The organism is Subtercola lobariae (assembly GCF_014640255.1).
GTDB lineage: Bacteria > Actinomycetota > Actinomycetes > Actinomycetales > Microbacteriaceae > Subtercola > Subtercola lobariae.
This window is the reverse complement of sequence record NZ_BMGP01000005.1, coordinates 311851-335546: the sequence shown is the minus strand read 5'-3', so window position 1 is coordinate 335546 and position 23696 is coordinate 311851. Positions and strand designations below refer to the sequence as shown.

At 65.4% G+C, this 23696-nt stretch carries 25 protein-coding genes; 17 read left to right on the top strand and 8 right to left on the bottom strand.

The genetic code is table 11. The features are described 5' to 3' along the window. Positions 1 to 77: 77 nt before the first annotated feature. Positions 78 to 764 carry a peroxiredoxin-like family protein gene (locus tag IEX24_RS14745; protein ID WP_188679471.1) on the bottom strand — a complete coding sequence of 229 codons (687 nt, stop codon included), beginning with the start codon at positions 762 to 764 and terminating at the stop codon, positions 78 to 80. An 89-nt stretch (positions 765 to 853) separates the two neighbouring features. Here IEX24_RS14745 and IEX24_RS14740 point away from each other — a divergent pair, with 89 nt between their 5' ends. After that, the gene (locus IEX24_RS14740) at positions 854 to 1492 is read left to right on the top strand and encodes a TetR/AcrR family transcriptional regulator (protein WP_188679469.1); all 639 of its coding nucleotides are present in this window, start codon (positions 854 to 856) and stop codon (positions 1490 to 1492) included. A gap of 187 nt (positions 1493 to 1679) precedes the next feature. Then, entirely contained in the window at positions 1680 to 2711 is a 1032-nt protein-coding gene (locus IEX24_RS14735; RefSeq protein ID WP_188679467.1) for a patatin-like phospholipase family protein, read from the top strand. Between the two features lie 38 nt (positions 2712 to 2749). Here IEX24_RS14735 and IEX24_RS14730 read toward each other — a convergent pair whose 3' ends face one another. Next, positions 2750 to 3100, bottom strand: coding sequence for a VOC family protein (locus IEX24_RS14730; RefSeq protein WP_188679459.1), 351 nt, complete (start codon positions 3098 to 3100; stop codon positions 2750 to 2752). Between the two features lie 117 nt (positions 3101 to 3217). On the opposite strand from IEX24_RS14730, the gene IEX24_RS14725 reads away from it, so the two are divergent. Both IEX24_RS14725 and IEX24_RS14720 read left to right on the top strand, forming a co-directional pair. Beyond that, positions 3218 to 3457, top strand: coding sequence for a hypothetical protein (locus IEX24_RS14725; protein WP_188679457.1), 240 nt, complete (start codon positions 3218 to 3220; stop codon positions 3455 to 3457). Continuing rightward, positions 3450 to 3767 carry a YlcI/YnfO family protein gene (locus IEX24_RS14720; RefSeq protein ID WP_188679456.1) on the top strand — a complete coding sequence of 106 codons (318 nt, stop codon included), beginning with the start codon at positions 3450 to 3452 and terminating at the stop codon, positions 3765 to 3767. The genes IEX24_RS14725 and IEX24_RS14720 overlap by 8 nt, the downstream gene beginning before the upstream one ends. 13 nt (positions 3768 to 3780) lie before the next feature. Here the strand turns inward: IEX24_RS14720 and IEX24_RS14715 are convergent, their stop codons facing one another. Continuing rightward, positions 3781 to 4137: a VOC family protein gene (locus tag IEX24_RS14715; protein WP_188679454.1), complete on the bottom strand. Its 357-nt coding sequence runs from the start codon at positions 4135 to 4137 to the stop codon at positions 3781 to 3783. Between the two features lie 225 nt (positions 4138 to 4362). On the opposite strand from IEX24_RS14715, the gene IEX24_RS14710 reads away from it, so the two are divergent. The 5 genes from IEX24_RS14710 to IEX24_RS14690 all read left to right on the top strand — a co-directional run bounded on the left by IEX24_RS14710 (position 4363) and on the right by IEX24_RS14690 (position 6822). Then, positions 4363 to 4593 (top strand): type II toxin-antitoxin system Phd/YefM family antitoxin, encoded by a 231-nt coding sequence (locus IEX24_RS14710; RefSeq protein ID WP_188679452.1) that lies wholly within the window; start codon positions 4363 to 4365, stop codon positions 4591 to 4593. Further along, entirely contained in the window at positions 4581 to 5000 is a 420-nt protein-coding gene (locus IEX24_RS14705; RefSeq protein ID WP_188679450.1) for a type II toxin-antitoxin system VapC family toxin, read from the top strand. The genes IEX24_RS14710 and IEX24_RS14705 overlap by 13 nt, the downstream gene beginning before the upstream one ends. Before the next feature lie 103 nt (positions 5001 to 5103). After that, the gene (locus IEX24_RS14700; protein ID WP_188679449.1) at positions 5104 to 5538 is read left to right on the top strand and encodes a VOC family protein; all 435 of its coding nucleotides are present in this window, start codon (positions 5104 to 5106) and stop codon (positions 5536 to 5538) included. Positions 5539 to 5560: 22 nt separating this feature from the next. Continuing rightward, positions 5561 to 6205, top strand: a complete 645-nt coding sequence (locus IEX24_RS14695; RefSeq protein ID WP_188679447.1) for a winged helix-turn-helix transcriptional regulator — start codon at positions 5561 to 5563, stop codon at positions 6203 to 6205. Positions 6206 to 6381: 176 nt separating this feature from the next. Further along, positions 6382 to 6822 (top strand): VOC family protein, encoded by a 441-nt coding sequence (locus tag IEX24_RS14690; protein WP_188679445.1) that lies wholly within the window; start codon positions 6382 to 6384, stop codon positions 6820 to 6822. Positions 6823 to 6941: 119 nt separating this feature from the next. Here IEX24_RS14690 and IEX24_RS14685 read toward each other — a convergent pair whose 3' ends face one another. Together IEX24_RS14685 and IEX24_RS14680 are read right to left on the bottom strand one after the other, a co-directional pair. After that, entirely contained in the window at positions 6942 to 7541 is a 600-nt protein-coding gene (locus IEX24_RS14685) for a TetR/AcrR family transcriptional regulator (RefSeq protein WP_188679444.1), read from the bottom strand. Between the two features lie 101 nt (positions 7542 to 7642). After that, positions 7643 to 8530, bottom strand: coding sequence for a ketopantoate reductase family protein (locus IEX24_RS14680; protein WP_188679442.1), 888 nt, complete (start codon positions 8528 to 8530; stop codon positions 7643 to 7645). 131 nt (positions 8531 to 8661) lie between these two features. On the opposite strand from IEX24_RS14680, the gene IEX24_RS14675 reads away from it, so the two are divergent. Further along, positions 8662 to 9420: a class I SAM-dependent methyltransferase gene (locus tag IEX24_RS14675; protein ID WP_188679440.1), complete on the top strand. Its 759-nt coding sequence runs from the start codon at positions 8662 to 8664 to the stop codon at positions 9418 to 9420. An 85-nt stretch (positions 9421 to 9505) separates the two neighbouring features. Further along, positions 9506 to 9973, top strand: a complete 468-nt coding sequence (locus IEX24_RS14670; RefSeq protein WP_188679438.1) for an NUDIX hydrolase — start codon at positions 9506 to 9508, stop codon at positions 9971 to 9973. A 53-nt stretch (positions 9974 to 10026) separates the two neighbouring features. On the opposite strand, the gene IEX24_RS14665 is transcribed toward IEX24_RS14670, so the two are convergent. Then, positions 10027 to 11493, bottom strand: a complete 1467-nt coding sequence (locus IEX24_RS14665; RefSeq protein WP_188679435.1) for a cryptochrome/photolyase family protein — start codon at positions 11491 to 11493, stop codon at positions 10027 to 10029. 259 nt (positions 11494 to 11752) lie between these two features. Here IEX24_RS14665 and IEX24_RS14660 point away from each other — a divergent pair, with 259 nt between their 5' ends. From IEX24_RS14660 to IEX24_RS14635, 6 genes are all read left to right on the top strand, one after another. After that, positions 11753 to 12946 carry an LLM class flavin-dependent oxidoreductase gene (locus IEX24_RS14660; protein WP_188679433.1) on the top strand — a complete coding sequence of 398 codons (1194 nt, stop codon included), beginning with the start codon at positions 11753 to 11755 and terminating at the stop codon, positions 12944 to 12946. A gap of 2 nt (positions 12947 to 12948) precedes the next feature. Beyond that, positions 12949 to 13644, top strand: a complete 696-nt coding sequence (locus IEX24_RS14655) for an FMN reductase (protein ID WP_188679431.1) — start codon at positions 12949 to 12951, stop codon at positions 13642 to 13644. 313 nt (positions 13645 to 13957) lie between these two features. After that, positions 13958 to 17173: a 3-phosphoshikimate 1-carboxyvinyltransferase gene (aroA, locus tag IEX24_RS14650; RefSeq protein ID WP_188679429.1), complete on the top strand. Its 3216-nt coding sequence runs from the start codon at positions 13958 to 13960 to the stop codon at positions 17171 to 17173. A gap of 5 nt (positions 17174 to 17178) precedes the next feature. Next, on the top strand, positions 17179 to 18333 hold the full coding sequence (locus tag IEX24_RS14645) for an acyl-CoA dehydrogenase family protein (RefSeq protein ID WP_203586030.1): 1155 nt from the start codon (positions 17179 to 17181) through the stop codon (positions 18331 to 18333). 88 nt (positions 18334 to 18421) lie between these two features. After that, positions 18422 to 19267, top strand: a complete 846-nt coding sequence (locus IEX24_RS14640) for an SDR family oxidoreductase (RefSeq protein ID WP_188679425.1) — start codon at positions 18422 to 18424, stop codon at positions 19265 to 19267. Beyond that, positions 19264 to 21531, top strand: coding sequence for an FAD-dependent oxidoreductase (locus IEX24_RS14635; protein WP_203586029.1), 2268 nt, complete (start codon positions 19264 to 19266; stop codon positions 21529 to 21531). The genes IEX24_RS14640 and IEX24_RS14635 overlap by 4 nt, the downstream gene beginning before the upstream one ends. Positions 21532 to 21554: 23 nt before the next feature. On the opposite strand, the gene IEX24_RS14630 is transcribed toward IEX24_RS14635, so the two are convergent. Both IEX24_RS14630 and exaC read right to left on the bottom strand, forming a co-directional pair. After that, the gene (locus IEX24_RS14630) at positions 21555 to 21986 is read right to left on the bottom strand and encodes a DUF779 domain-containing protein (RefSeq protein ID WP_188679423.1); all 432 of its coding nucleotides are present in this window, start codon (positions 21984 to 21986) and stop codon (positions 21555 to 21557) included. Positions 21987 to 22063: 77 nt separating this feature from the next. After that, complete coding sequence (gene exaC / locus IEX24_RS14625; protein ID WP_188679421.1) at positions 22064 to 23587, bottom strand: acetaldehyde dehydrogenase ExaC; 1524 nt, start codon at positions 23585 to 23587, stop codon at positions 22064 to 22066. Positions 23588 to 23696: the final 109 nt, after the last annotated feature.

Genomic DNA, 23696 nt, shown 5'->3' with positions numbered 1-23696 from the left:
TCGGCTGCTCGGCGAGAGCGCAACGCTCTTCTAGTGCGCTCTCCCCGGCCAGGTCAGACGTTCGTTCAGGCGCGTCGTTACGAATTCGTGTCGGCAACCTTGCCGATCAGGAGGTTTTCGTGCACCGCGGCGAGAATCTCGGCGGATTCGGTGCGGGTCGTGTAATCGGGGTGAACATCGATCCAGACCAGAGTGCCGTCGGCATCGATCAGCGCGACCGTGGGCATGGGCACGTTCGTCGTTTCGTCAGCGTTCATCGTTTCGAGGTCGAGCCCGCGTTCGAGTTGCGCTTCGCGGGCGCCGTCTGACGGGTGAGTGAGAATGCCGAGTGCTGAGGCGATGCCGTTGCCGGGGTCGGAAAGCACGAGGAATTCGAGTTCGTTCTTTTCCTTCATCGTCAGAGAACCGTCGGCCTTCTGCGGGCTGAGGGCGACGAGTGTCACACCGAGGTCTGCAAGAGGAGAGGCGAGTTGGTCGCGGTAGGTGCGCAGGGCGATATTGCAATAGGGGCACCACGCGCCACGGTAGAAGATGACGACGGCAGGGGCGCCGCCCAGAACTGCGCCCAGGCTGGTTGTGTCGCCTTGCGCGTCGAGCAGGTCGCCGTCGGGAAAAGCGGATCCGACCGGCAGCAGGCCTTCTGGCGTCGGTTGCAGTGACAGGGCCTGCTGTTCAGCGGTGAACTTGTCGGCAGTCGGTGACGGCGTGCTGCTCGCGCGCAGAACGGCGACCTGCTCGGCGATGGTGGGTGACGTTTGTGCCATGGCGTGCTCCTCGAATTCGTCTGACGGGGTACCTTCATTGTCTGAATTTGAGAATGTACCGGCAAGTACATTTTTGTTAGTCTTCAGTTATGTCGATCATCCCGACCAGCCGCGCTGTCTCAGCCCCGAACAGAGCGAAGACGCCGAAGGGGCAGGCCACCCGGGCACGAATCGTCGATGCGGCAGCTGCTTTGGTGTTCGAAGAGGGTGTGGCCGGCACCAGCCTCGACGACGTCGGCGCTGCCGCTCGGGTGGGTAAGTCGCAGATCTATCACTACTTCGCCGATAAGTCGTCGCTCATCAGCGAGGTCGTCACGAGGCAGACGATCGCCGTGCTGGCGGGGCAAGAGCCGCACATCTCGCGGCTCGACAACTGGGGGTCATGGGCGGCCTGGCGTGACCAGCTGGTGCGGGAGCAAGACGAGAACCATTGCACGGGCGGTTGCCCTCTGGGCTCCATCGCCAACGAGCTCGCCGATACCGACGAAGACGCCCGTGCCGTGCTCGTCGACAGCTTCGACCAGTGGGAACGAGCGTTCGCCGACGGAATAACGCGAATGAAAGCGGCCGGCGCGCTTCGAGCTGACGCCGATGCGGCGTCGCTTGCCTCAGCGGTTCTCGCCGCCGTGCAAGGTGGTCTTCTGCTCTGCAAGACGCGCAAGTCGACGAAGCCGCTCGAGGCGTCGCTCGACGCGAGTATCGCCTACCTCCGCACGTTCGCGCCGTGAGTGAAAAAGTTTGCTCGTGAGTCGCGGCGAGCCGAGTGCTAATCTCTATGGCATCGTGAGTTTTCGGCAGGAGGTGACACCCGTGAACGCAGTATCCGCACTGGGTGCACCCTGCAGTACACGATCAGGCGACTGAGTAGTCGCCACCGGGAGCGCCCAGCCACGCACTTCGCGAAAGGCAACTCCCATGAACTCAACACCCTTCAAGACCCTGCACGTTTCACTCGAAACAAATTCGAACGAATTCGGGTCTGACGAACATCCACACACCGTCGTTACGGACTTCACCCACTCAGTCGGCGAGCGAGCCGTCGTTCTCGGCGGCGGCGGCGCGGCTGGTAACGCCTGGCTGATCGGCGTCATCGCCGGGCTCTTCGACGGCGGCATCGATGTCACCGCGGCAGACCTCATGGTCGGCACTTCGGCAGGTGCGACGGCGGCTGCGCAGATCACGGCCGCTCGGCCGCCTCAGCTTCCTCAGCTGTCTCAGCTGTACGAAGAGATCCTCTCGGCGCCCGTGTCCTTGCCTGGGTCAGCCCCTGGGCGGGCGACGGCGGCGCAGGGCCACGGGCCTGTGCACGGGCCGCTCGGGTCGATGGTCGATCATCTGCAACGCACGAACGACGTCATCGCCGCTGCCGACGGCCCGGTCGACGTGCGCCGTCGCCTGGCCGCATCGGTACTCGAACTCGATGACGCATTCGATCTCGAGCGCCAGGCGCAGTGGCGCGCAACCGTGGCCCGTCGGCTGCCGAGCCCGCTGTGGCCGCGTCAATCGGTGCTGATTACCGTGGTGGATGCTCGAACCGGTGACCCCGTCGTCTTCGACCAACACAGCGGCATCGATCTCGTCGACGCCGTCGCCGCGAGCACCGCCGGTGGCGCGCCCTTCACAATCGGCGGCGTACCGTACTTCGACGGGGGATACCGGCGCTCGAGCGAGAACGCAGACCTGGCCGTCGGGCATCGCAGGGTGCTCGTGCTGTCGCCGTTCGGCGGCAGAACCCGTATGCCGCTCGACTGGAACATGCACCTGGCGCCGCAACTCGACGAGCTTCGCGCTTCAGGCAGCGCGGTGGAGACGGTGGTTCCCGATGACGTTGCGGTCGAGGCCTTCGGGGGCAACATGATGAACCTCGCTGCCCGGGCGCCGGCCGCTCGGGCCGGGTTCTCGCAAGGGCGAGCCCGTGCGGCCGAGCTCGCCGACTTCTGGGGCTGACGGCATCCGGAGCCGGAGCCTTAGCGTTAGCTTTAGCCTTAGTCGCGTGCGGAAAGCACGCAGAATTCGTTGCCCTCGGGGTCGGTCATGACCACCCACGGCTGCTCGCCCTGGCCGATGTCGCCGCGCTGGGCGCCCATGGCGAGCAGCCGCGCCACCTCGTCGGCCTGGTTGTCGGGCACGAAGTCGAAGTGCAGGCGGTTCTTGATGGTCTTCGACTCCGGCACATTCAAAAACAGCAGCGTCGGGTGCGAGCCGTCGGGATTCTGAATCTCGAGCTCGCCCTCGTTCTCATAGAGCACACTCCAGCCGAGCGCGGCCGCCCACCACTGCCCGAGCGTACGGAAGTCGCGGCAATCTACAACGATCTCTTCGAACTTCAGCGTCATGCTTCCACGCTACATCCGAGCCGCTTGCGCCTGCCATCTGATTGCGTGGCATGCGGTATGGATCAATCTACGCTCATTTTGTTTGACGAAAACATTTTGTCAAACTAAAATCACTCTATGAAATACCAGTTCACCCGATCTGCTCGGAGGCATCGAATAGGCCGCGCCGCCGCCTGGGAAGCGTTGAAAGCCGCAGGCGAGCCGACCCTGCAGGGTGACGGCACGCTTCTGTGGGTCGGGTCGGATGATCGTGGACGTGAACTCGAGATTGTCGGATCACCACGGCCCGACGAAGACCTCGTTCTCATCATCCACGTCATGCCAACATATTTCACAAAGGGGATTCGAAATGACTGACACCAGCAAGTACAACGTGACCGACAACGACCAGCTCGTCGATGAAGACGCAGACCTCGACAAGGTCATTCACAACTGGCCTGACGGCCGGCCGATGACCGAAGAGAATACCGCCCAGTACAGCGAGCAACGAAAGAAGGCGGGTCGCCCGTCCCTCGGCGAGTCGGGATCGTCGCCGAGTGTTGCCTTCAGACTCACGGCTCAGTTGCGTTCCGATGCCGACGCGCTGGCGGCCGAGGAAGGTCGACCCGTCTCGGCGATCGCTCGCGAAGCGCTCGAAGAGTACATCCGGCGTCATCGTGCAAGTTGAACCACGACAGGGCTTAGTAGTGCTCGCGGAAGTTGCCGATCAGGGTGATGGTGTTGCCGTCGGGGTCGGTGAGGGTGGCGAGATCTACGCCCGTGTTGGCGTGCTGGGTTTCGCCCGCCGAGATGCCGCGTGATGCGAGATCGCGAATGGTCGCGGCGAGGTTGTCGACGGCCAGGTTGACCATCGAGGTGCCCGCGCGAGCCGCGTCGACAGTCACCTGAAGCCATCCATTCGACGTGACGCGCCACTCGGCGAGGATGCCCGGCGTCGGCACGTTCGTCGGGGGTTCGCCGAGCATCCGTTCGTACCACTCGGCTGAAACCTCGAGGTCTGACACCGCACTGACGCTGAGCGTGTGGATGATCGTCATGATTCGACCTTCTTTCGTATGCTCGCCGCGCGCCGGCGCATCCATCAGTGCTGGTCACGCTTCTCCACATATTCCACGAGTTGCGGGCTTTCCACAACGCAGAGATTTGCGCAGATTCGCCAGGAACGGCGGCATAATCTCGGATGCGTGACGCGGGCTCAAACGCCCGCAAGAAAGGTGCAGATCCTGGTGAAATCACTTGTTGACCAACTAGACTTGGTCAGTATGACCGAGATGGTGAATGTGCAAGATGCGAAGACTCGACTCTCTGAACTGTTGGCGCGCGTGGAGCGCGGCGAAGAGTTCGTTCTGGCACGCAGTGGGCGTCCGATAGCGACACTCAAAGCTGTTGAGCGAGCACCTCGTCGCCAGCTCGGGTTCGCTCCGGGGCCAGAGTTGCCGGAGTCGTTCTGGGAGCCGATGAGCGACGACGAACTCGCCGCGTGGGGTGTGTAGTGATCCTGCTGCTCGATTCGCATACGTTCTATTGGGCCGTTCGAGCGCCGGGCCGTATTCCGGCGCTGGCGGTCAGGCTCATCGAAGACCCCGCGAATGAACTGCTGGTGTCTGCGGTGACGCCGTGGGAATTGGGAATTAAGTTTCGCAAAGGAAAGTTCGCCGAAGCCGGGCCATTTCTGGCCGCGTTCGCTCGGCACCTGAGCACGCTCGGGGCCCGCGAGCTGCCGATTTCAGGCGAGCATGCGCTCATCGCCGCGCAGATCGAGTGGGAGCACCGCGATCCATTCGACCGGATGCTCGCGGCTCAGGCGATCGTTGAAAACGCTGTGCTCGTCACGGCCGACGCCGCATTCGCGTCTCTGGGTGGTCTGCGAGTGATGTGGGCCGACCCGAGCGGGTCGTAGACGGCTGTTCGGCCGCGAGGTATTGACGTGGTACTTGTTTTTTGCAAGTGTTGAGGATGTTCATATCGAACGAGCGAGAACCGAATGCATGAGGAGATTTACTATGACCGCGATGTTCGTCAATCTGCCGGTGACCGATCTTGAGCGCGCGAAGACGTTCTATACCGCCATCGGATTCACCGTCAACCCGAAGTTCACCGACCACAACGCGGCCTGCGTCATTGTCGAGCAAGACCACAGCGCCTTCATGCTGCTGACGCGCGACTACTTTCAGACCTTCAGCGAGCGGCCTATCGGCGACCCCGCGAAAGAGGTTTCGGTGTCGACGGCGATCTTCGTCGACACTCGTGGTGAGGTCGATAGCGCTGTGGCGAGCGGCCTCGCGGCGGGTGGCACGGAGGCGCAGGCCGCGTCTGATTACGGCTTCATGTACCAGCGCCAGCTCACCGACCCCGACGGCAACATCATCGAGTTCGGCTGGATGGATCCGGTGGCCGCCGAACAAGGCCCTGAGGCGTATCTCAGCCAGCAGGCCTGAGAGCTGAGGTCTGCAGAGACTCGTGGCAGCACGCGATTACGGGCAGTACTCGGGCATTTCCAGGGCCGTCGAGCTGGTGGGTGAGCGGTGGGCGCTGCTGATCATCCGGGATCTGCTCGTGGGGCCCAGGCGGTATGGGGAGCTCGCTTCGGGGCTGGCCAGAATTCCGACGAATATTCTGGCGGCGCGGCTCAAGGAGTTGCAGGCGGCCGGGGTGATTCGGCGAGCCCCGCGATCGCGCGTCATCGTCTACGAGCTGACTCCGTATGGGCGTGAACTCGAGCCGGTCGTGCTCGCGCTCGGCGCGTGGGGGTTCAAGGCGCTGGGCGACCCACGCGACGAGCAAGTCATCACGCCCGATTCGATGACCATCGACCTGCGAACCGCTTTTCGCCCCGTGGTTGCTGCGCAGCTGCCCCCGACGGCGTACGGAGCGCGGCTTGGTGGTGCCGAGCTGGTGATTCGGGTGAATGGGTCTGCGCTCGATGTGACGCGCGGGGGCGGTGATGTAGATGTCGCCTTTGCGGCCGGCACAGGGTTTCGCCGGCTCATTTCGGGCGAGCTCGCCCCTGAACGCGCCATTGAGACGGGTGTGGTCGACGTGCTGCATGGGCGCCGTGAGCTGCTCGACCGCTTTGCGGAGACGTTCCATTTGGCTGCCGCGTGAGGCGATCGCTGCCGCGTGGGGTGTTACGGGGGGATCGCTGCCGAGTGAGGTGCCACGGGGGCAACGGCTCCCGCGAGGCGATCGCTGGGCGTGAGCGTTAGCTGCCGGGTGAGCATCCGCGCCCGCGCGTTGCCGCGGGGGTTGTGCCGCCGCGCGGCCCGCGCCAAGAATGGAGCATGGCCACTTCGAAGCGATTGACCCCATCGATTCGCCAGGTTGTGCTCGACACAGAGGATGCGCGGGGGCTCGCCGAGTTCTACCGCGAGTTGCTCGGCCTCGAGTACCGCGCGGGCGATGAGCCGCCGACCGACGGGTCGCCTGACGTGGCCGGTGCCGATTGGGTCACGCTGCTCGACTCCGGCAGCGGCTGGCGTTTCGCGTTTCAGCAGGTGGCGAGCCTGCCCGAGCCGACCTGGCCGGAGGGCCCGCGCCCGCAGATGCTGCATCTCGACTTCTCGGTCGCTTCCGCCGACGAGCTCGCTGAGCAGCATGCGCATGCGTTGGCTCTCGGTGCGCGTGTGCTCGACGATCGGTCGACGGATGCCGAAGAGCCGCTGTACGTGTATGCCGACCCGGCCGGGCATCCGTTCTGCATCTTCGTCGTCACGTCTGCCTGAGCGAACGGCCCTCAGTCGGTGCCCGAGTCAGCGTTCGAGATGGTGCCTGGATCATCGCCTGCGTCAGCGCCCGAGGCGGTGCCCGAATCAGCGTTCGCGTCAGCGCCCGAGTCGGCACCTCAGCCGGTGCCCGAATCAGCACGCGAGACCGCCGCGGTGAATGCGGCGACGTCGAGCGGTGGCACCGGCAGAGCGCCCCGATCGGTGGCGCGCAGGCCGTCGAGCAGGAGCGTGAGGTACCGCCGCCAGAGGTCTGGGTTCGCCTCGCTCAGACCGTAGACGCTGTTGAGCATGGTGAAGATGGGCCAGATGTCGGTGGCAGTGACGCCGTCGCGAATGACTCCAGCGGCGGCAGCTCGTTCGAACAGCGGCTGCAGCGTCGCCACCAACGTCGCCGCCGCGAGCTGGCTGGGCCCGGCAGCCCCGGGGCCGTGACCAGGGCCGTGGAGGGTCTCACCGAGGCCTCGATCTCGAGCCTGATTGGCCGCGGTCACCTCGAAGAACGCCACGATGGCCTGCCACGGGTCTTCGATCGCCAACGCGTCTTGCACATCGGCCAAGGCCGATTCGATCGCCTCGTCGTACAGCGTCTCGACGATCTCGCGTTTGCTGGCGAAGTTGCGGTACACCGTTCCTACGCCGACGCCCGCCTGCGCGGCGATGTCTTCGAGGGTCGCCGAGAGACCTTTTCGCGCGAACACTTCACGCGCTGCCTGCACGAGTCGTTCGTTGTTGAGCGCCGCATCCTTGCGTTTCGGGCGAGGGCGAGAGCGAGGGCGAGAGCGAGCGGTACCGGCGTCCGCAGCATCCGTGCCGCCCATCAGCTCGCCCGCCCCGCGGATGCGCGCAGCTGCTCAGCCAAAAACTCGACCTCAGCGAAGACCGCGGGCGAGGTGCTCGCGAGGGGCGACGCCGCAGAACTCCGCAAGAACCGTCGAAACACCCGCACGAGCATCCACTCGGGAACAACGATCAGGGCGCTGAAGGCGCGCGGTACCGGTCGCGACGCCAAGCCGGTGAGCGTGAGTCGCATCTGCTTGATCATCGAGCGAAGGGCGTCGGGATGCCTGGCGAGCGCCTCAAGGCCGCCCGCCTCGTGCACAGCCTGGCTGAGCGGAACTTCGAAGGCGGCATGAGTTTTGAGCCAGGCATCCATTTGACGCTCGGGTTTGGCCCTGAACCCGACCGAACGAAAGAGTTGCACGACGCGCTCGACGCGCTCGGTAGTGCCGCCCCCGGGTTCGCCGATCGGCATCGCAACGAAACGGGTGAGCGGCGTACTCGGTCGGTAGCGCACGACATCTTCGTGCATCGTTCCGCCGGCGTTGGCGAAGCCGAGCAGAACGCGTTCGGCACCGATTTTCGCTGCGAGCGGCTGCAGCCCACCGGCCCAGTTGAGTAAGAACAGTACGTCGCCGCTGTCGCCATCACCGCGGCTGAGGTCGGCGATCGACTCGAGCACGCCCTCCACGTGGTGCGAGCGCACGATGACCAGGGTCACGTCGTAACGGCCCATCGCCCGTTCGGTGACGGGTACGGCGACCGATCGGATGACCGTGCTCTCGCCCTCGGCGAGCTGCACGCCGTGCTCGCGCAAGGCCGCCAAACGCGCGCCGCGGGCGACCAGTGACACCTCGTGCCCCGCTTCGTGCAGGCGAGCCGAGTAGAGGCTGCCGAGAATGCCGGCGCCGTACACGAGAACTTTCACGGTTACTCCATCTCGCGGTGCTGCACGCGCGTTCGGGTTGAGCACAAACGGAATGGGTGATTCCGCTATCGTCAGTATAAACGGAACTTGCTATTCCGGTTAGCGGTTTCATCGACGACTACGGTGAGACCATGAGCTTCGACGTCACGGCGGCTGCATACCTGAGTTTCATGGGCCGATTCTCCGAACCCCTCGCCGGCCTCTTCGCCGACTGGTCTGGCGTGCGACCCGGCCAGCGCGCTCTCGACGTGGGGTCTGGCGCGGGAGCACTCACCGAACAACTCGTCGAACGACTCGGCGCTGCAGCGGTCGCGGCCATCGACCCGTCGGAATCGTTCGTCGAGGCGATGAAGCAGCGCCTGCCCGCGGTCGACGTGCGACTCGCCGGCGCCGAACGGCTGCCCTTCGAGGCCGAAGAGTTCGACGTCGTGCTCGCTCAGCTGGTCATCCACTTGATACCGGATGCTCAGGCCGCCGTTCGTGAGATGGCACGAGTTACTCGACGCGGTGGTCTCGTCGCAGCCTGCGTCTGGGATCACGCCGGAGACCGCGGCCCGCTCGCCACCTTCTGGCAAGCCGTGCACGACCTCGACCCCGATGAACCGGGGGAGTCGAGCATGCCGGGCACGAGCGACGGCGATCTTGGGCGGCTCTTCGTCGAGGCGGGTTTGTCGGGCGTCGAATCGTCGAGCCTCACGGTGACCAGGCAGTACGAATCGTTCGACGATTGGTGGCAGCCATACTTGCTCGGGGTGGGCCCGGCGGGCGGCTACGTTTCGAGGCTGTCGACCGACGAGCGCGCCGCTCTGCGAGCTCGCTGCGCCGAGCTCGTGCCCGCAGGTTCGTTCGACGTCTCCGCCCTGGCATGGTGTGCCCGAGGCGTCGTCTAGCGGGTCTGGTCTTCTCTGCTGTCAAGACGAACCCGCCGAGGGTGCAAACGATCGGGCGCGTCGCACGAAACGGTACGCTCGAGCCATGGCGACCCCCGATTTCGTTCTGGCCCTGCGTGCGAAAGTCGGTCACGAGACCCTGTGGTTGAGCGGTGTCACGGCGGTCGTCGAGCACGACGGCCGCCTGCTCATGGTGAAGCGCGGCGACACCGGCGCCTGGACTCCGGTGACCGGAATCATCGACCCGGGCGAAGAACCCGCGGTCGCCGCCGCACGCGAGGTGCTCGAAGAGGCGGGCGTCGTGGCCGTGGCCGAGCGGCTGGCGTGGGTGCACGTGCTGCCGCCCATGACCTATCCGAACGGTGATCAGGCGCAGTACCTCGACATCGTGTTTCGCATGACGTGGGTCTCGGGTATCCCGTACCCGGCTGACGGCGAAAACACCGAGGCCGCCTGGTTCGCTATGGATGCTCTGCCGCCGCACTCCGATGGCTTCGCTGAGCGCATCGCCCACGCCCTCAGCGCTGCCTCGGCCGCCGACTTCGAGGTGTGAACGCACGGCGATCACGCCGTCGAGGCGGCGCGGTGGTCGCGGGCTCAGCCCGATCAGAAGCGGTCGCGCACGCGCTCCTGCATCGCAATGGCATCACGGTCGGGCAGGCGGCGAAGGGAGGCGTACGGCATCTTCAGGCGAAAGTTCGAGGCGAGCAAACGTTCGTTGCGGTCGAGAAAGGCCCAATAGCCGGCGGTGAAGGGGCAGGCGTCGTCGCCGAGACGCACTTTCGGGTTGAATCGGCAGCCGCCGCAGTAGTCGGTCATCGAGTTGAGGTAAGCACCGCCAGCGACATACGGTTTGGTTGCGACGATGCCGCCGTCGGCGTGCTGAGACATTCCGATGACGTTGGCGGCCATGACCCAGGGTGTGCCGTCGATGAACATGTCGGTGAACCAGTCGCTCAGGGCGGCAGGGTCGTAGCCGCGCTGCAACGACCAGTTGCCGAGAATCATGAGGCGCTGAATGTGATGGGCCCAGCCGCGCGCGTTCAGGCCCTCGATACTCTGGCTCAGGCAATTCGCCTCGACAGCGGCCGAGTCGAGTTCGAGAAACGCGCGAGGCAACGGATTCGTGGCCTGGAGGTAGTTGTTCGTGCGCGGGTACTGCTCGCCGAGGTGCCAATAGAGGTGCCACACGTAGTCACGCCAGCCGATGATCTGGCGCACGAAACCCTCGACGCTCGCCAGGGGTGCGCGGCCAGCGTCATACTCCGCGGCGACACGTTCAGCGACCTCGAGTGGGTTCAGCAAGCCGAGATTGAGGGGCGCGCTGAGCAGGGAGTGGGCCATGCTCCAGTCGCCCGTCAGGGTGGCGTCTTCGAACGGCCCGAAATCGTTCAGGCGGCTGCCGATGAAGTCGTCAAGAGCACGGTTCGCCTCGGCTTCGGTGACGGCGAAGCGCCGAGGAGCATCCGCACCGACCAACTGCACCAACCCGTCAGCCTGCCAGCGGTCGAGATCTTCGCGCACTTCGGCGTCGATGTGGTCTTCGGTGGGCCACCAGGGGTCGGGCAGGCCAAGAGTGACGGCGCCCTTGGGTGGTGCGTGCCGGTTTTTCGCGTCGAAATTCCACTTGCCGCCGACGGGGGTGTCGCCCTGCATCAGGATGCCCGTGCGCTGCCTCACCGAACGGTAGAAGTCTTCGAGCAGCAGCCGCTTGCCAGGGCGTGCGCCCGCCCATCGCGCAAAATCTGCTTCGCTCGTCACGAAGCCACGGCTCGGCAGCACTTCGGCGCCGAGCTTTCGCACGAAACGGCGCGCACTGTATGAAGTGGGGTCGATCACTTCGAGGTCAGTGCGCCCGTTGACCACCTCGCCATAGTGGTCTACCTGATGAAACTCCACGCGGTCGCCGAGCTCGGCGACCCGGTGCCGCAGCGCCGAGAGAATCAGATGCGCCTTGGCGCGGTGCATGGGCCGGCGCCCGAAGACCGACCTCGCCTCGACGAGCAGCATGCGGCCGCCGTCGTCGAACTGCGAGCCGAGCTGGCCGGCGAAGATCCAGCGTGTGCGAGTCATGGTAGTCAGCCAACCGTGTCGGGTATCAGATGTCACGCCCTTGACGCGGTGGCCCATTCGGCGAGCGCGGCTTCACTCTGTCAGAACCGCCTCAGCTGAGGGCCCGCGAGCCTCACGCGGGAGCCGATTTCGAATACGCTGAAGTGGTCAGAATGAGCGGGAATAGTTTGGCTACCGTGGTCGTTGACTCGAATATCGATGCAAACGCATAGACATTGCTCAAGTCGGCGATGCCTGCAGCGAAAGAAAAGAGGGCATCATGCAATTCGGAATCTTCAGCGTCAGCGATGTGACCACTGACCCCACGACCAACCACACCCCCAGCGAGCACGAGCGCATCAAGAACATCGTGACCATCGCGCAGAAGGTCGAAGAAGTCGGCCTCGAGGTGTTCGCGCTCGGCGAGCATCACAACGCGCCCTTCTTCTCCTCGTCGCCCACCACGACGCTCGGCTACATCGCGGCCAAGACAGACAAACTGCTGCTCAGCACGGCGACCACGCTGATCACCACGAATGATCCCGTGAAGATCGCCGAAGACTACGCGATGCTGCAGCACCTCGCTGACGGCCGAGTCGACCTGATGATGGGCCGCGGAAACACTGGCCCGGTCTACCCGTGGTTCGGCAAAGACATTCGGGAGGGCATCCCGCTCGCCATCGAGAACTACGCGCTGCTGCACCGGCTCTGGCGCGAAGACTACGTGAACTGGGAGGGCAAGTTCCGTACCCCGCTGCAGAGTTTTCAGTCGACGCCTCGCCCGCTCGACGGTGTGCCTCCGTTCGTGTGGCATGGGAGCATCCGTTCACCCGAGATCGCCGAACAAGCTGCCTACTACGGCGACGGATTCTTCGCGAACAACATCTTCTGGCCGAAGGAGCATTACATGCAGCTCATCGGCTACTACCGCTCGCGCTTCGAGCACTACGGCCACGGCACTGCCGAGCAGGCGATCGTCGGCCTCGGCGGCCAGGCGTTCATGGCGAAGAACTCGCAAGACGCAGTGAACCAATTCCGTCCGTACTTCGACAACGCTCCGGTCTACGGGCACGGGCCGTCGCTCGAAGACTTCACCGAGCAGACCCCGCTCACCGTGGGCAGCCCGCAACAGGTCATCGACCGGTACGCCTCGATGCGTGACTACTTCGGCGACTACCAGCGCCAGCTCTTCTTGATGGATCACGCTGGCCTGCCGCTGAAGACGGTGCTCGAGCAGCTCGACTTCTTGGGCGAAGACGTGGTGCCGGTGCTGCGCAAGGAGTTCGCCGAGAACCGCCCCGCGTCGGTGCCCGACGGCCCCACGCATGCTTCGCTGGTCGCGGCTCGGGATGCTGCAGAAGTGGCCGCACGTGAGTCCATCGTCGCTTCGGCCGACGCCGCTTCGGCTGACGCCGTGACGGCTGATGCCGTCTCGGCTGATGCCGTCTCAGCTGTGGCGTCTGAGGCCAATTAGTCATGGCCGAGAACGCAGTGAACTCTGGCGCCGATATCAACACTGACGCCGCCAGACCCGAACGCACCCTCGTGGTGGTCTCTGCCGGGCTGAGCCAGCCGTCGTCGACACGGCTGCTGGCCGACCGGCTCACCACGGCCACCGTCGACCGGCTCACCGAGAAGGGTGTCGACGTGACCACCGAGGTGATCGACCTGCGCGACCTCGCGCACGACATCACCAACAACCTGCTGACCGGTTTCGCGGCTCCGACGTTGCAGAAGGCTCTGGATGCTCTGGCCTCAGCCGATGGCCTCATCGCTGTCACTCCCATCTTCACGACGAGTTACAGCGGGCTTTTCAAGTCGTTCGTCGACATCATCGAGCCCACCGCACTCACTGACTTACCGGTGCTGATCGCGGCGACGGGCGGCACCGAGCGGCACTCTCTCGCTCTGGATTACGCCGTGCGCCCGCTCTTCACGTACCTGCATGCCATCGTGGTGCCCACCTCGGTCTACGCGGCTTCGAGCGATTGGGGCAGCGGAGCGGTCACGCCCGCAAACGGAGAAACCGCTACGGCCCTGCCCGATCGCATCGCTCGTGCCGCGAGCGAGCTGACAGCGTTGGTGCAACTCTCAGACCGTTCATCCCGAATCGTCGACCCGTTCGCGTTGCCCGCCGGCTTCAGCCCCGTCGGAGGCTACGGCGCGCAGTAGTTCGCAGCGCGGCTAGCCGCACGGCGGCTCGCCGCACAGGGCTGGCCGGCGTATTCCGAGATTCGTGAGGTTCTCGGTTGTCTACAGACGCGGTCGGTGCCCAGTTGTGGTGAAATCACAACTCACTAGCCTGGATTTGCTGAGAAATGGTTGTGAGGCGTAGGTTGAAAAACGAAAACGCTGCCCCTGGCTTGCTTCGTCTATCGCGAAAATAAGAGAGCACTGTAGCTCGCATCGCACCGCCGGACTCTTCGGATTCTTCGCGCATTGACCCCCGCAATCTCGGGGTGACGCCATGCGAGAAGGGGTAGCTATGCAGCTCGTGGTTCGTGGAACATCAACCTCCCTCGAGGGTGAACTCGACATTCCCGTCTCGAAATACCACGCACATCGCGCGTTGGTGCTCGCCTCACTCGCACCCGGAACAAGCGTCATTTCGGGCATCTCGACCACGCGGCAGGTGGAGTGGACCATCGGCGTGCTGAGGGCGCTCGGCACGAGCATCCGCGTCGTCGGCGACGACTACATCGTGACCGGCGGCCCGTATCGAGCCGCGCCGATCGTCGACCACGGGTCGCGTGGTGCAGAGGGCCTGCTCAACGTGGGCTCGTCGGGAACGACGCTGTACTTCATGGTGGGCCTTGCGGCGCTGGCCGACCGGCCGATGACGCTGACCGGCATGAAGTACTTTCGCCGCCGGCCCATCAAGGCCCTGCTCGATTCGCTCACGCACATGGGCGTGCAGCTCGACTCAGACCGAAACTGCCCGCCGATCACCGTACAACCGCGGCGGCCGCGAGGCGGAGAGGTCAGCATTGCGGGCACGCTCTCGCAATGGCTGAGCGGCCTGCTCTTGCTCGCTCCGTTCGCCTCGACCGACACCACCATTCACGTCACCGGCGGAGCGCTCAACGAGCAGCCGTACGTCGAGCTCACCGTTCGTATGATGCGCCTGTTCGGTCTGACCGTTGAGCACTCCGACGACTGGCTCACCTATCGTGTTGCGGCGAACCAGACGGCGGTGCCGACGAGCTATACGATTCCGCCCGACATCGGGTCGGCCGCGTTCGGCATCGCGGCGGCGGCGATTCACCCGTCGAATGTGCTGTTCCGCGGCCTGTCTGCGCTGAAGGCCAGCGAGACCGATCATCCAGAGGCCGAATTTCTCGACCTGGCCACCGCCATGGGCGTGCCGCTCGAGAAAGACGCGAAAACGGGGTTCGTGCGCATTCAGCACGATGGAATCAGGCTGCGGTCGATCGACATCGACTGCCAGCCGATTCCCGACCTGCTGCCGGTGCTCGCCTCGATGGCGTCATTCGCCGACGGCACGAGTCGCTTGCACAACGTGGGGCACATTCGCCTCAAGGAGTCTGACCGCGTCGCCGCGATGCTGCAGCTGAACCGTCTGGGCGGCAAGGCAGAGCAGCAGACGGATGAACTGCGAGTCACGGGCGTCGACACGCTGCATGGCGCGGCCATGTCGAGCTTCAATGATCACCGGGTGCTGATGTCGCTGTCGGTAGCGGCGACCACCGCCAGCGGCATGTCGAGCCTGACCTATCCACGCGCCTACCGAATCTCGTACCCCGCATTTCTCGAGGCGATGAATACCATCGGGCTCGACATCGACGTGGCAGCGGCTCCGACCACCGAGCTGACACACAACGAGGTGGGCTTCACCCGTCAAGAGGAGATCGCCGAAACGGGCGAGTCTGGCGACGAGAACACTCCGACCGGTGCGACAGCATTGCCGACCGCGCGAGACGCGGCGGTAGCGGCAGCGGCCCTCGCCGCCGAGATCGAGGCGGGCCGGCCTCTCGTACTCACCGAGCAGGTGCGCCGACTCGCGACCGAGGCGCCGGATGAGACGGCGATCGTCGAGGTCGGCGCCGAGTCGCCCATCAGCACCAGTTGGGCCGAACTGCAGGCCGAGGCCGACCGTGTCTCTGCCCTTCTGCTCGACCTGGGTGTGCAGCGGGGCGAGTCGGTGGCACTGCAGCTACCGAACTGGAGCGAATTCGTGGCGATCACGCTCGGCATCGTTCAGATCGGCGCAGTTGCCACGCCGATCATGCCCGTGTTCGGCCCGCGCGAGACCACGATGACGTTGTCACGGTCGCGTGCCCGCGTCATTTTCTTGCCCAACGTCTTTCGCAAGCGCCGGCCCTCGATCGAGCTGCTCGACGCGGCAGAAGAGGCTCGCATCAACCGTCGCCCGCTCGCCCTCGAACAGATCATCGTGTTGCGCACAGACGAGCGGCACAGCGTCGACATCGCCACCGACGTGCCGCCGATTCCCGAGAACGCGGCCGACGCGTTCGCCGCAATGAACTGGACTTGGCGGTATTACGACCAGGCCCTCGAATCGGTCAGCCCCGACACCGACCTCATTCAGTCACGAGCTCCGCGCCCCGACGACGTGTGCCAGCTGCTCTTCACTTCGGGCACCACCGGTGAGCCGAAGGGCGTGCAGCACACGCACCGCACGCTGAGCGTCGCCACGGCCCTGCACGTGGGCCAGTCAGGGCTCGACGAGACTGACCGCATCTACGTGCCGTCACCGCTGGCCCACCAGACCGGCTTCTTGTACGGCATGCTGCTGGCCTGGCGGCTGAAGGTCGCGGTGGTCATACAGCCGGTGTGGAGCGCCCAGATCGCCCTCGACCAGGCGTTCGGCCAAGCGAGGGCGACCTTTGTACAAGCCGCGGCGGCTTTCGTCGACGATCTCGTCGGTGCAGTGAAAGACGGCGCCGCTGCACCCGAGACGCTGCGGATGTTCGTTGCCACCGGCTCGGCCGTTCCCCGCGCTCTAGCGCGGGAGGCCCGCGACGTGCTCGGCACCGCGGTACTGGGTGCGTTCGGCACCACCGAGACCTGCCTCGGTACGTTGGCCGGGCCCGGCGACCTCGCCGATGATGCGTGGGGCACCGACGGGCGGCCGCTGCCGGGCATCCGGATTCGCATCGTCGACGACGAGGGCAGGGAAATGCCCCGCGGAATCGAGGGCAACTACGAGCTGCATTCACCCACCATGTTCAGCGGCTACCTCGACCGCCCCGATCTCACCGCAGATGTGTTCACGCCAGACCACTGGTACCGCACGGGCGATCTCGCGGTGGTCGACTCGGCCGGCTACCTGCACATCACCGGCCGGGTGAAAGACGTGATCAATCGCGGCGGCGAGAAGATACCCGTTGTCGAGATCGAGAACCTGCTCTACCAGCATCCGCTGATCTCTGACGTGGCAATCGTGGCGATGCCGGATGCCCGGCTCGGCGAGCGCGCCTGCGCTTTCGTTGTGCCGGCGAAAGCCTCGTCGCCTGACGCGATGCAGGTGACGTTCGGCGACGTTCAGTCGTACCTCGGCGCCAACGGCGTATCGAAGTACTACTGGCCCGAGCGGCTTGAGTTCATCGACGAGCTGCCGCGCAACGCGGTGGGAAAGATCCAGAAGAATATACTGCGGGAACGCGCCGCCGCACTCGTGCGTGGCGCTCTCGTCTCTCAACAGACCAAGGAGAAGTGACGGCAGTGAGTTTCACCGAAGAGTCGTTTTCGGCCCTGAAAGACGAAATCGACGATTGGGTTCGCGGGCCCGGCGAAGAGTACGCGAACACCATCGAGAAGACGGGTTCGGTGCCTGCCTCGCTCTTCGGCGATTTGAAGTCGCGCGGGTACTTCTCGCTGGCCGCCCCTGAGTATCTCGGCGGCCAGGGCATTCCGTTCGACCGGTATCTCGAACTGATGGAGATCTTCTCCCGTTCGCACGGGTCGGTGCGCATGCTGGTTCACGTCATCAATGGAACGTGGCGGGCGATGGAACCGTTCGCAACCGACGAGCAGCGCGAGAACATCATCAAGCCGTCGGTCGCGGGTGATGTGCTCGTGGCCTTCACGCTGACCGAGGCGACCGCCGGGTCGGGCGCCGATATTCGGTCGACGGTTCGCCGCGAGGGTGACTCGTACGTGCTGAACGGCGAGAAGCACTTGATCACGTTCGGCGTGAAATGCGATTACTGGCTGATGGCCGCGCGCATCGAGGGGTCGACGGGCAAAGACGGTTTCGTGGCGCTGCTGCTGCCGAACACGGGGCTGGCGGGCGTCGAGGTCGTCGACGATTCAGAGACCATGGGCATTCGAGGCACCGATCACGCCATTCTGCGGTTCACGGATGTTCGGGTGCCGGCATCGGCACGGCTTGGCGACGAGGGCGACGGGCTCGCCGTGACGCTCGGCGGCTTCTTGCTGCCGAGCCGAGTCTCTGTCGCGATGAGCTGCGTGGGGCTGGCCGAGCGGGCCCAAGAACTCGCGGTCGAGTACGCCAACCGGCGCGAGACGTTCGGCAAGAAGATCGCCGAGCGCCAGGCGATTCAGTTCATGCTCGCCGAGAACTATGCCGACATCGCTGCAGCGCGGGCGCTTGTACTCGAGGCCGCGCGGGCGTTTCAGACGGGGGCGGCAAATGCGGGCATCCTCTCGAGTGCGTCGAAGATGATCGCGGTCGACATGATCACACGCGTCACCGACAAGGCACTGCAGGTGCACGGCGGCCAGGGGTATTGGAAGCGCAACACCATCGAGCGGGTGTACCGCGATGCACGTGCGCCGCGGTTCGAAGAGGGCACGAACGAAATTCAGAAGCAGGTCGTGGCGCGGTCGGTGCTGAACGGCACGGCCGTCTACTAGAAAGCGCCGCTGGGCGGGAGAGCACTCGTCTGTGCTCTCCCTCATAGCCCGATACGAACATCGCACGAGAACAAGGAGAAACCGCCGCATGGCATCCACCTCACAGGCGCCTGTCGCCCTCATCACCGGCAGTTCGCGCGGAATCGGCAAGGTTCTCGCGCTGAAACTCGCCGCGCGCGGCATCGACGTGGTCGTCAACTACAAGTCGAACGCCGATCTCGCCGAAGAGACTCTGAGCGAGGTTCGGGCGGCGGGTGCCGACGGCATGACCGTTCAGGCGAACATCGAAGAGCCCGACGACATCGACGCCATGTTCGACGCGGTGCGCGCGAAGTACGGTCGACTCGACATGTTCGTTGCGAACGCGGCAGCCAGTGCCTTCAAGCCCGTCTCGCAGCTCAAGCTGCACCACCTCGACCGCAACTGGGCGATGAACGTTCGCTCGTTCGTGCTCGGTGCGCAGCGCGCTGTAGAGCTGATGGATGCCGCGGGCGGCCGCATCATCGTGGTGACCAGTTACGGCTCCCTTCGCGCGTTTCCCACCTATGCCTCGCTCGGGGCGGCGAAGGCGGCGGCCGAGATGTACGTGAAGTACATGGCTACCGAGTTCGGGCCGCGTAACATCACCGTGAACGCTGTCAATGGCGGGCTGATCGACACCGACTCGCTCGACTTCTTCTACAACCGGGTGCCCGGCATGGCGCCGATGTCGACGGTGATCGAGAAGCTGCCGCTCGGCCGGCCCGGAACCGCCGATGACATGGCGTCGGCCATCGACTTTCTGCTGTCGCCGTCTGCGGGCTACATCACCGGGCAGACGCTGACAGTCGACGGCGGGCTCACGGTGGTGGCTCCGCCGTTCTGGAGCGACACGACGGGCGACCTGCACGATGCGGTGTTCGGGGCGGCTGCTGCTGCGTCAGACGAGGGGTGAGTTCGGCGACGGGGGCCGTTCGAGGCGGTGCTGCCGGGCATCCACTCGGCCGCACGTTTTCGCCGTGGCGGCTGGGAGCGCTCGAGGTACCGCATCGAGTGGTGATGGGCAGCATGCACACCGGGCTCGAGCTCGTCGACGACGGGGGAGAGGCGCTGGCCGCGTTCTGGCGCGAGCGGATTGAGGGTGGCGCGGCGCTGATCATCACGGGCGGCCTTGCGGTGAGCCCCGAGGGGCGTGGGGCGGCCGACTACGCGGTGCTCGGCGAAGCGGCGACGGATGCTCGGCTCGCCCACGCGGTCGAAGCCGTTCATGCGGCTGGGGGTCTGGTTTCGGCGCAGCTGTTTCATGCGGGGCGCTACGCGTTGCTCGACGGGCTCACTGCGGCCGATGGATCGCCGCTCGAACAGGTGGCGCCGTCGGCGGTGCCGTGGCGGGCTGCTCGGGGCGCCATTCCCCGGGAGTTGAACGACGATGAAATCTGGCGCACGATCGGCGATTTCGCTTCGGCCGCGCGCGTGGCCGTGGCGCTCGGGTTCGACGCCGTCGAGATCATGGCGTCGGAGGGGTACCTGATCAACCAGTTCTGCTCGCCGCTGACGAACCTGCGCGACGACGAGTGGGGCGGCACCGCGCGGCGCCGCCGCCGCTTCGCACGCGAGGTGCTGGCGGCGGTGCGCGCCGCGGTAGGGTTCCGTGTCTCGCTATCGGCTGTCGACGCGGTCCCCGACGCGGGCCCGGCCGCGACTCGATCGGCGGAGAACACCGCGGCTGAGAGGGCGTCAGGGGTACCGGTGACGGTGCGCATTTCTGGCGACGACCTCATGCCCGGGTCGAGCAGCGCCGACGAGGTCGACGAGCTCGTGCGGGAGCTGGTTGAGGGCGGTGTCGACGCCATCAGCGTGGGGGTGGGGTGGCACGAGTCGCGGGTTCCGACGGTGCAGGCAGCGGTGCCGCACGGGGCCTGGCTGGGCTACGCCGAGCGCATCGCGGGGGTGGTTCGGGCATCCGGTGCCCCACGTTCGCCGAAATTCGTGACGCACGCCCAAGGGTCGCGCCGGGTTGCCGTCATCGCCAGCAACCGGATGACCGACCTGCGCGACGTCGAAGAAGTGCTGCAGGGTGGGCTCATCGACGCCGTGGCTCTGGCGCGGCCGTTTCTGGCCGATCCGCAGATCGTGGCGCGCAGCCGGGAGTCAACGTATGACCTGATCAACACATGCATCGGGTGCAACCAGGCGTGCATCGACCGTTCGCTGGTGGGTGCACGAGTGTCGTGCTTAGTGAACCCCCGGGCCGGAAACGAGAGCCGATTTCCGTTGACGCTCACCGTGCGCCCGCGACGTATCGCCGTGGTGGGGGCGGGCCCGGCAGGGCTCGCGGCGGCGGTCGACGCAGCTCGCCGCGCACACGACGTGACGCTCTTCGAGGCCCGCGCCGAGCCCAGCGGTCAGTTCGGGTTGGCGGCGCGTATTCCGGGAAAAGAAGACTATGCGGCCACCGCCAGGGCTGCCATCGCCGAGTTGCGCGACCTCGGTGCGACCCTCCGGTTCGGCACGACCGCCCGAGCTGCAGACCTGATCGGGGGCCCGTTCGACGCGGTCATCCTCAGCACGGGGGTTGTTCCGCGCGCGATCGAGGTCGACGGAGCCGACCTGCCGCACGTCATCAGCTACGAGCGAGCATTGCGCGAGGGCGTGCCCGACGGCCACGTCGTCATCATCGGCGGCGGCGGCATCGGCGTCGACATCGCCGCGTACCTCACCGAACCGAGCGCCGAAGCAGACCGCGCGCTCGAGTTCGCCCGCCGCTACGGGCTGCTGCCGTCGACCGGGCTGGTGGGCGCGGGCGTCGCTCAACGCAACCCGGCCGTCAGCGCCAACCGCCCGCAGCCGCGCGCCGGCGAACTCGTCACCGTGCTACGCCGGTCAGGCCGCTTCGGCGACGGAATCGGCATCAGCTCACGCTGGGTAGCGGTCGGTCGCTTGAAAGACGCAGGCGTACGGATGCTCGGGGGAGTGCACTACCGCCGCATCACCCCCACCGCGGTGGAGGTATTCGGCCCCGAAGGTGAAAAGCTGAGCATCCGCGCCGACACCGTCGTCGTGTGCGCCGGCCAAGAGTCGCACAACCCACTCGAGGCAGAACTCGAGGCTTCGGGCATTCCGTTCGCAGTGGTGGGCGGGGCAAAGGATGCCCGTTCGGTCGACGCCGTGCGCGCCACCGCAGAGGGCCTGGCGGCCGCGCGCACACTCGCGCCGTAACGCTGGTGCGCGCGGCCAGCGGATTACTCGAAGGGCGTAGCCGAGTCCATCAGCTTCGAGCGGATCATGAAGCGCACGCCCTCGGGGGCCTCCACCGAGAAGCCGCTTCCGCGACCCTTGACCACGTCGACCGTGAGGTGCGTGTGGCTCCAGTAGCCGAATTGTTCACGCGACATCCAGAACTCGATGGGCTGAGAGCCACCCGCGACTCCATCGGCGTCGAGCGACGGTTCGCTGCCGATGTCGAAGCGGCCGAGCAGCACGTCGTTGTCGGAGGTGAGAAAGTCGCCAGCGGGGTAGCACATCGGTGAACTGCCGTCGCAGCATCCGCCCGACTGATGGAACATCAGCGGCCCGTACTGCTGCCACAGCTTGCGCAGCAGCTCGACGCTCGCGTCGTTGAGCGCCACGCGCGACTGCGTTTCGTGCTCGAGTGTGACTGCTGCATCGATCATGATGAGACCTTCTCTCTGTGGTTTACGGTACGCCGCGAACGACGGATGCGCCATGCTGCCCCGCCCAGGGCAGCGGTTTAGAAGAAGCCGAGCGCGTTGTCGCTGTACGACACGAGCAGGTTCTTCGTCTGCTGGTAGTGGTCGAGCGCCAGCTTGTTGTTCTCGCGGCCGATGCCCGAGCTCTTGTAGCCGCCGAACGCTGCGCCCGCGGGGTAGGCGTGGTAGTTGTTGATCCACACCCGACCGGCCTGGATGTCACGCCCCGCTCGATACGCGACGGTTCCGTTGCGCGACCAAACGCCAGCGCCGAGACCGTAGAGGGTGTCGTTCGCAATGGAAATGGCGTCGTCGTAGTCATCGAACGAGGTCACCGCAACGACCGGACCGAAGATCTCCTCCTGGAAGATACGCATCTTGTTGTTGCCCTCGAAGATGGTCGGCTGCACGTAGTAGCCCTCTGCCAGGTCGCCGCCGAGATCGGCGCGCTCGCCACCGAGCCGCACCTTCGCGCCCTCTTGCTTGCCGATATCCAGGTAGCTCAGAATCTTCTCGAGCTGGTCATTCGACGCTTGAGCACCGACCTGCGTGTCGGTGTCGAGCGGGTTGCCCTGAATCGCCTTGGCCGTACGGGTGGTCACTGTGTCGAGGAACGAGTCGTAAATGGGCTTCTGAATGAGCGCGCGGCTCGGGCACGTGCAGACTTCGCCTTGGTTGAAAGCGAAGAGGGTGAATCCCTCTTGCGCCTTGTCGTAGAACGCGTCGTTCTGGTCGGCCACATCGCTGAAGAAGATGTTCGGCGACTTTCCGCCGAGCTCCAGAGTCACCGGAATCAGGTTCGCGCTCGCATACTGCGAGATGAGTCGCCCGGTGCTGGTCTCACCAGTGAACGCGATCTTACGGATGCGCGGGCTCGACGCGAGCGGCTTGCCGGCCTCCACGCCGAATCCGTTGACGATGTTGAGCACCCCGGGCGGCAGAATGTCGCCGATCAGTTCGATCAGCACCAGAATCGACACAGGGGTCTGCTCGGCCGGCTTCAGCACAATCGCGTTGCCGGCGGCCAGCGCCGGGGCGAGCTTCCAAACCGCCATCAGAATAGGGAAGTTCCACGGGATGATCTGCCCCACGACCCCGAGCGGCTCGTGAAACTGGTACGCCACGGTGTCATGGTCGATTTCGGCGTGATCGCCGTCTTGGGCGCGAATGGCCGACGCGAAGTATCGGAAGTGGTCGGATGCCAGTGGCAGGTCGGCATACAGCGGCTCGCGAATGGGCTTTCCGTTGTCCCAGGTCTCGGCCACGGCCAGCAGCTCGAGGTTCGCGTCGATGACGTCAGCGATCTTGTTGAGCACCGCCGCTCGTTCGGTGGGGGAGGTTCGACCCCACGCCGGGGCCGCGCTGTGCGCAGCATCCAGAGCCTTGTCGATGTCTTCTGCGGTGCCGCGTGCGACCTCGGCGAAGGGCTTGCCGTTGACCGGCGAGATGTCTTCGAAGTACTGGCCCTTGACGGGCTTCGACCATTCGCCGCAGATCCAGTGCTCGTAGCGGGGTTTGAAGGTGACTTTCGCGTCGGGGTTTCCCGGTGCTGCGTAGACCGTCATGTGTCTCATCCTTTAGACGTCGTTGTCGAGGGGCACCCACGTCGGGCGCCTGGCACCACGGTACGTCGAGCCCGGTTGCGGCTACGTTGCACCGAGTTGCGGCCGCGAA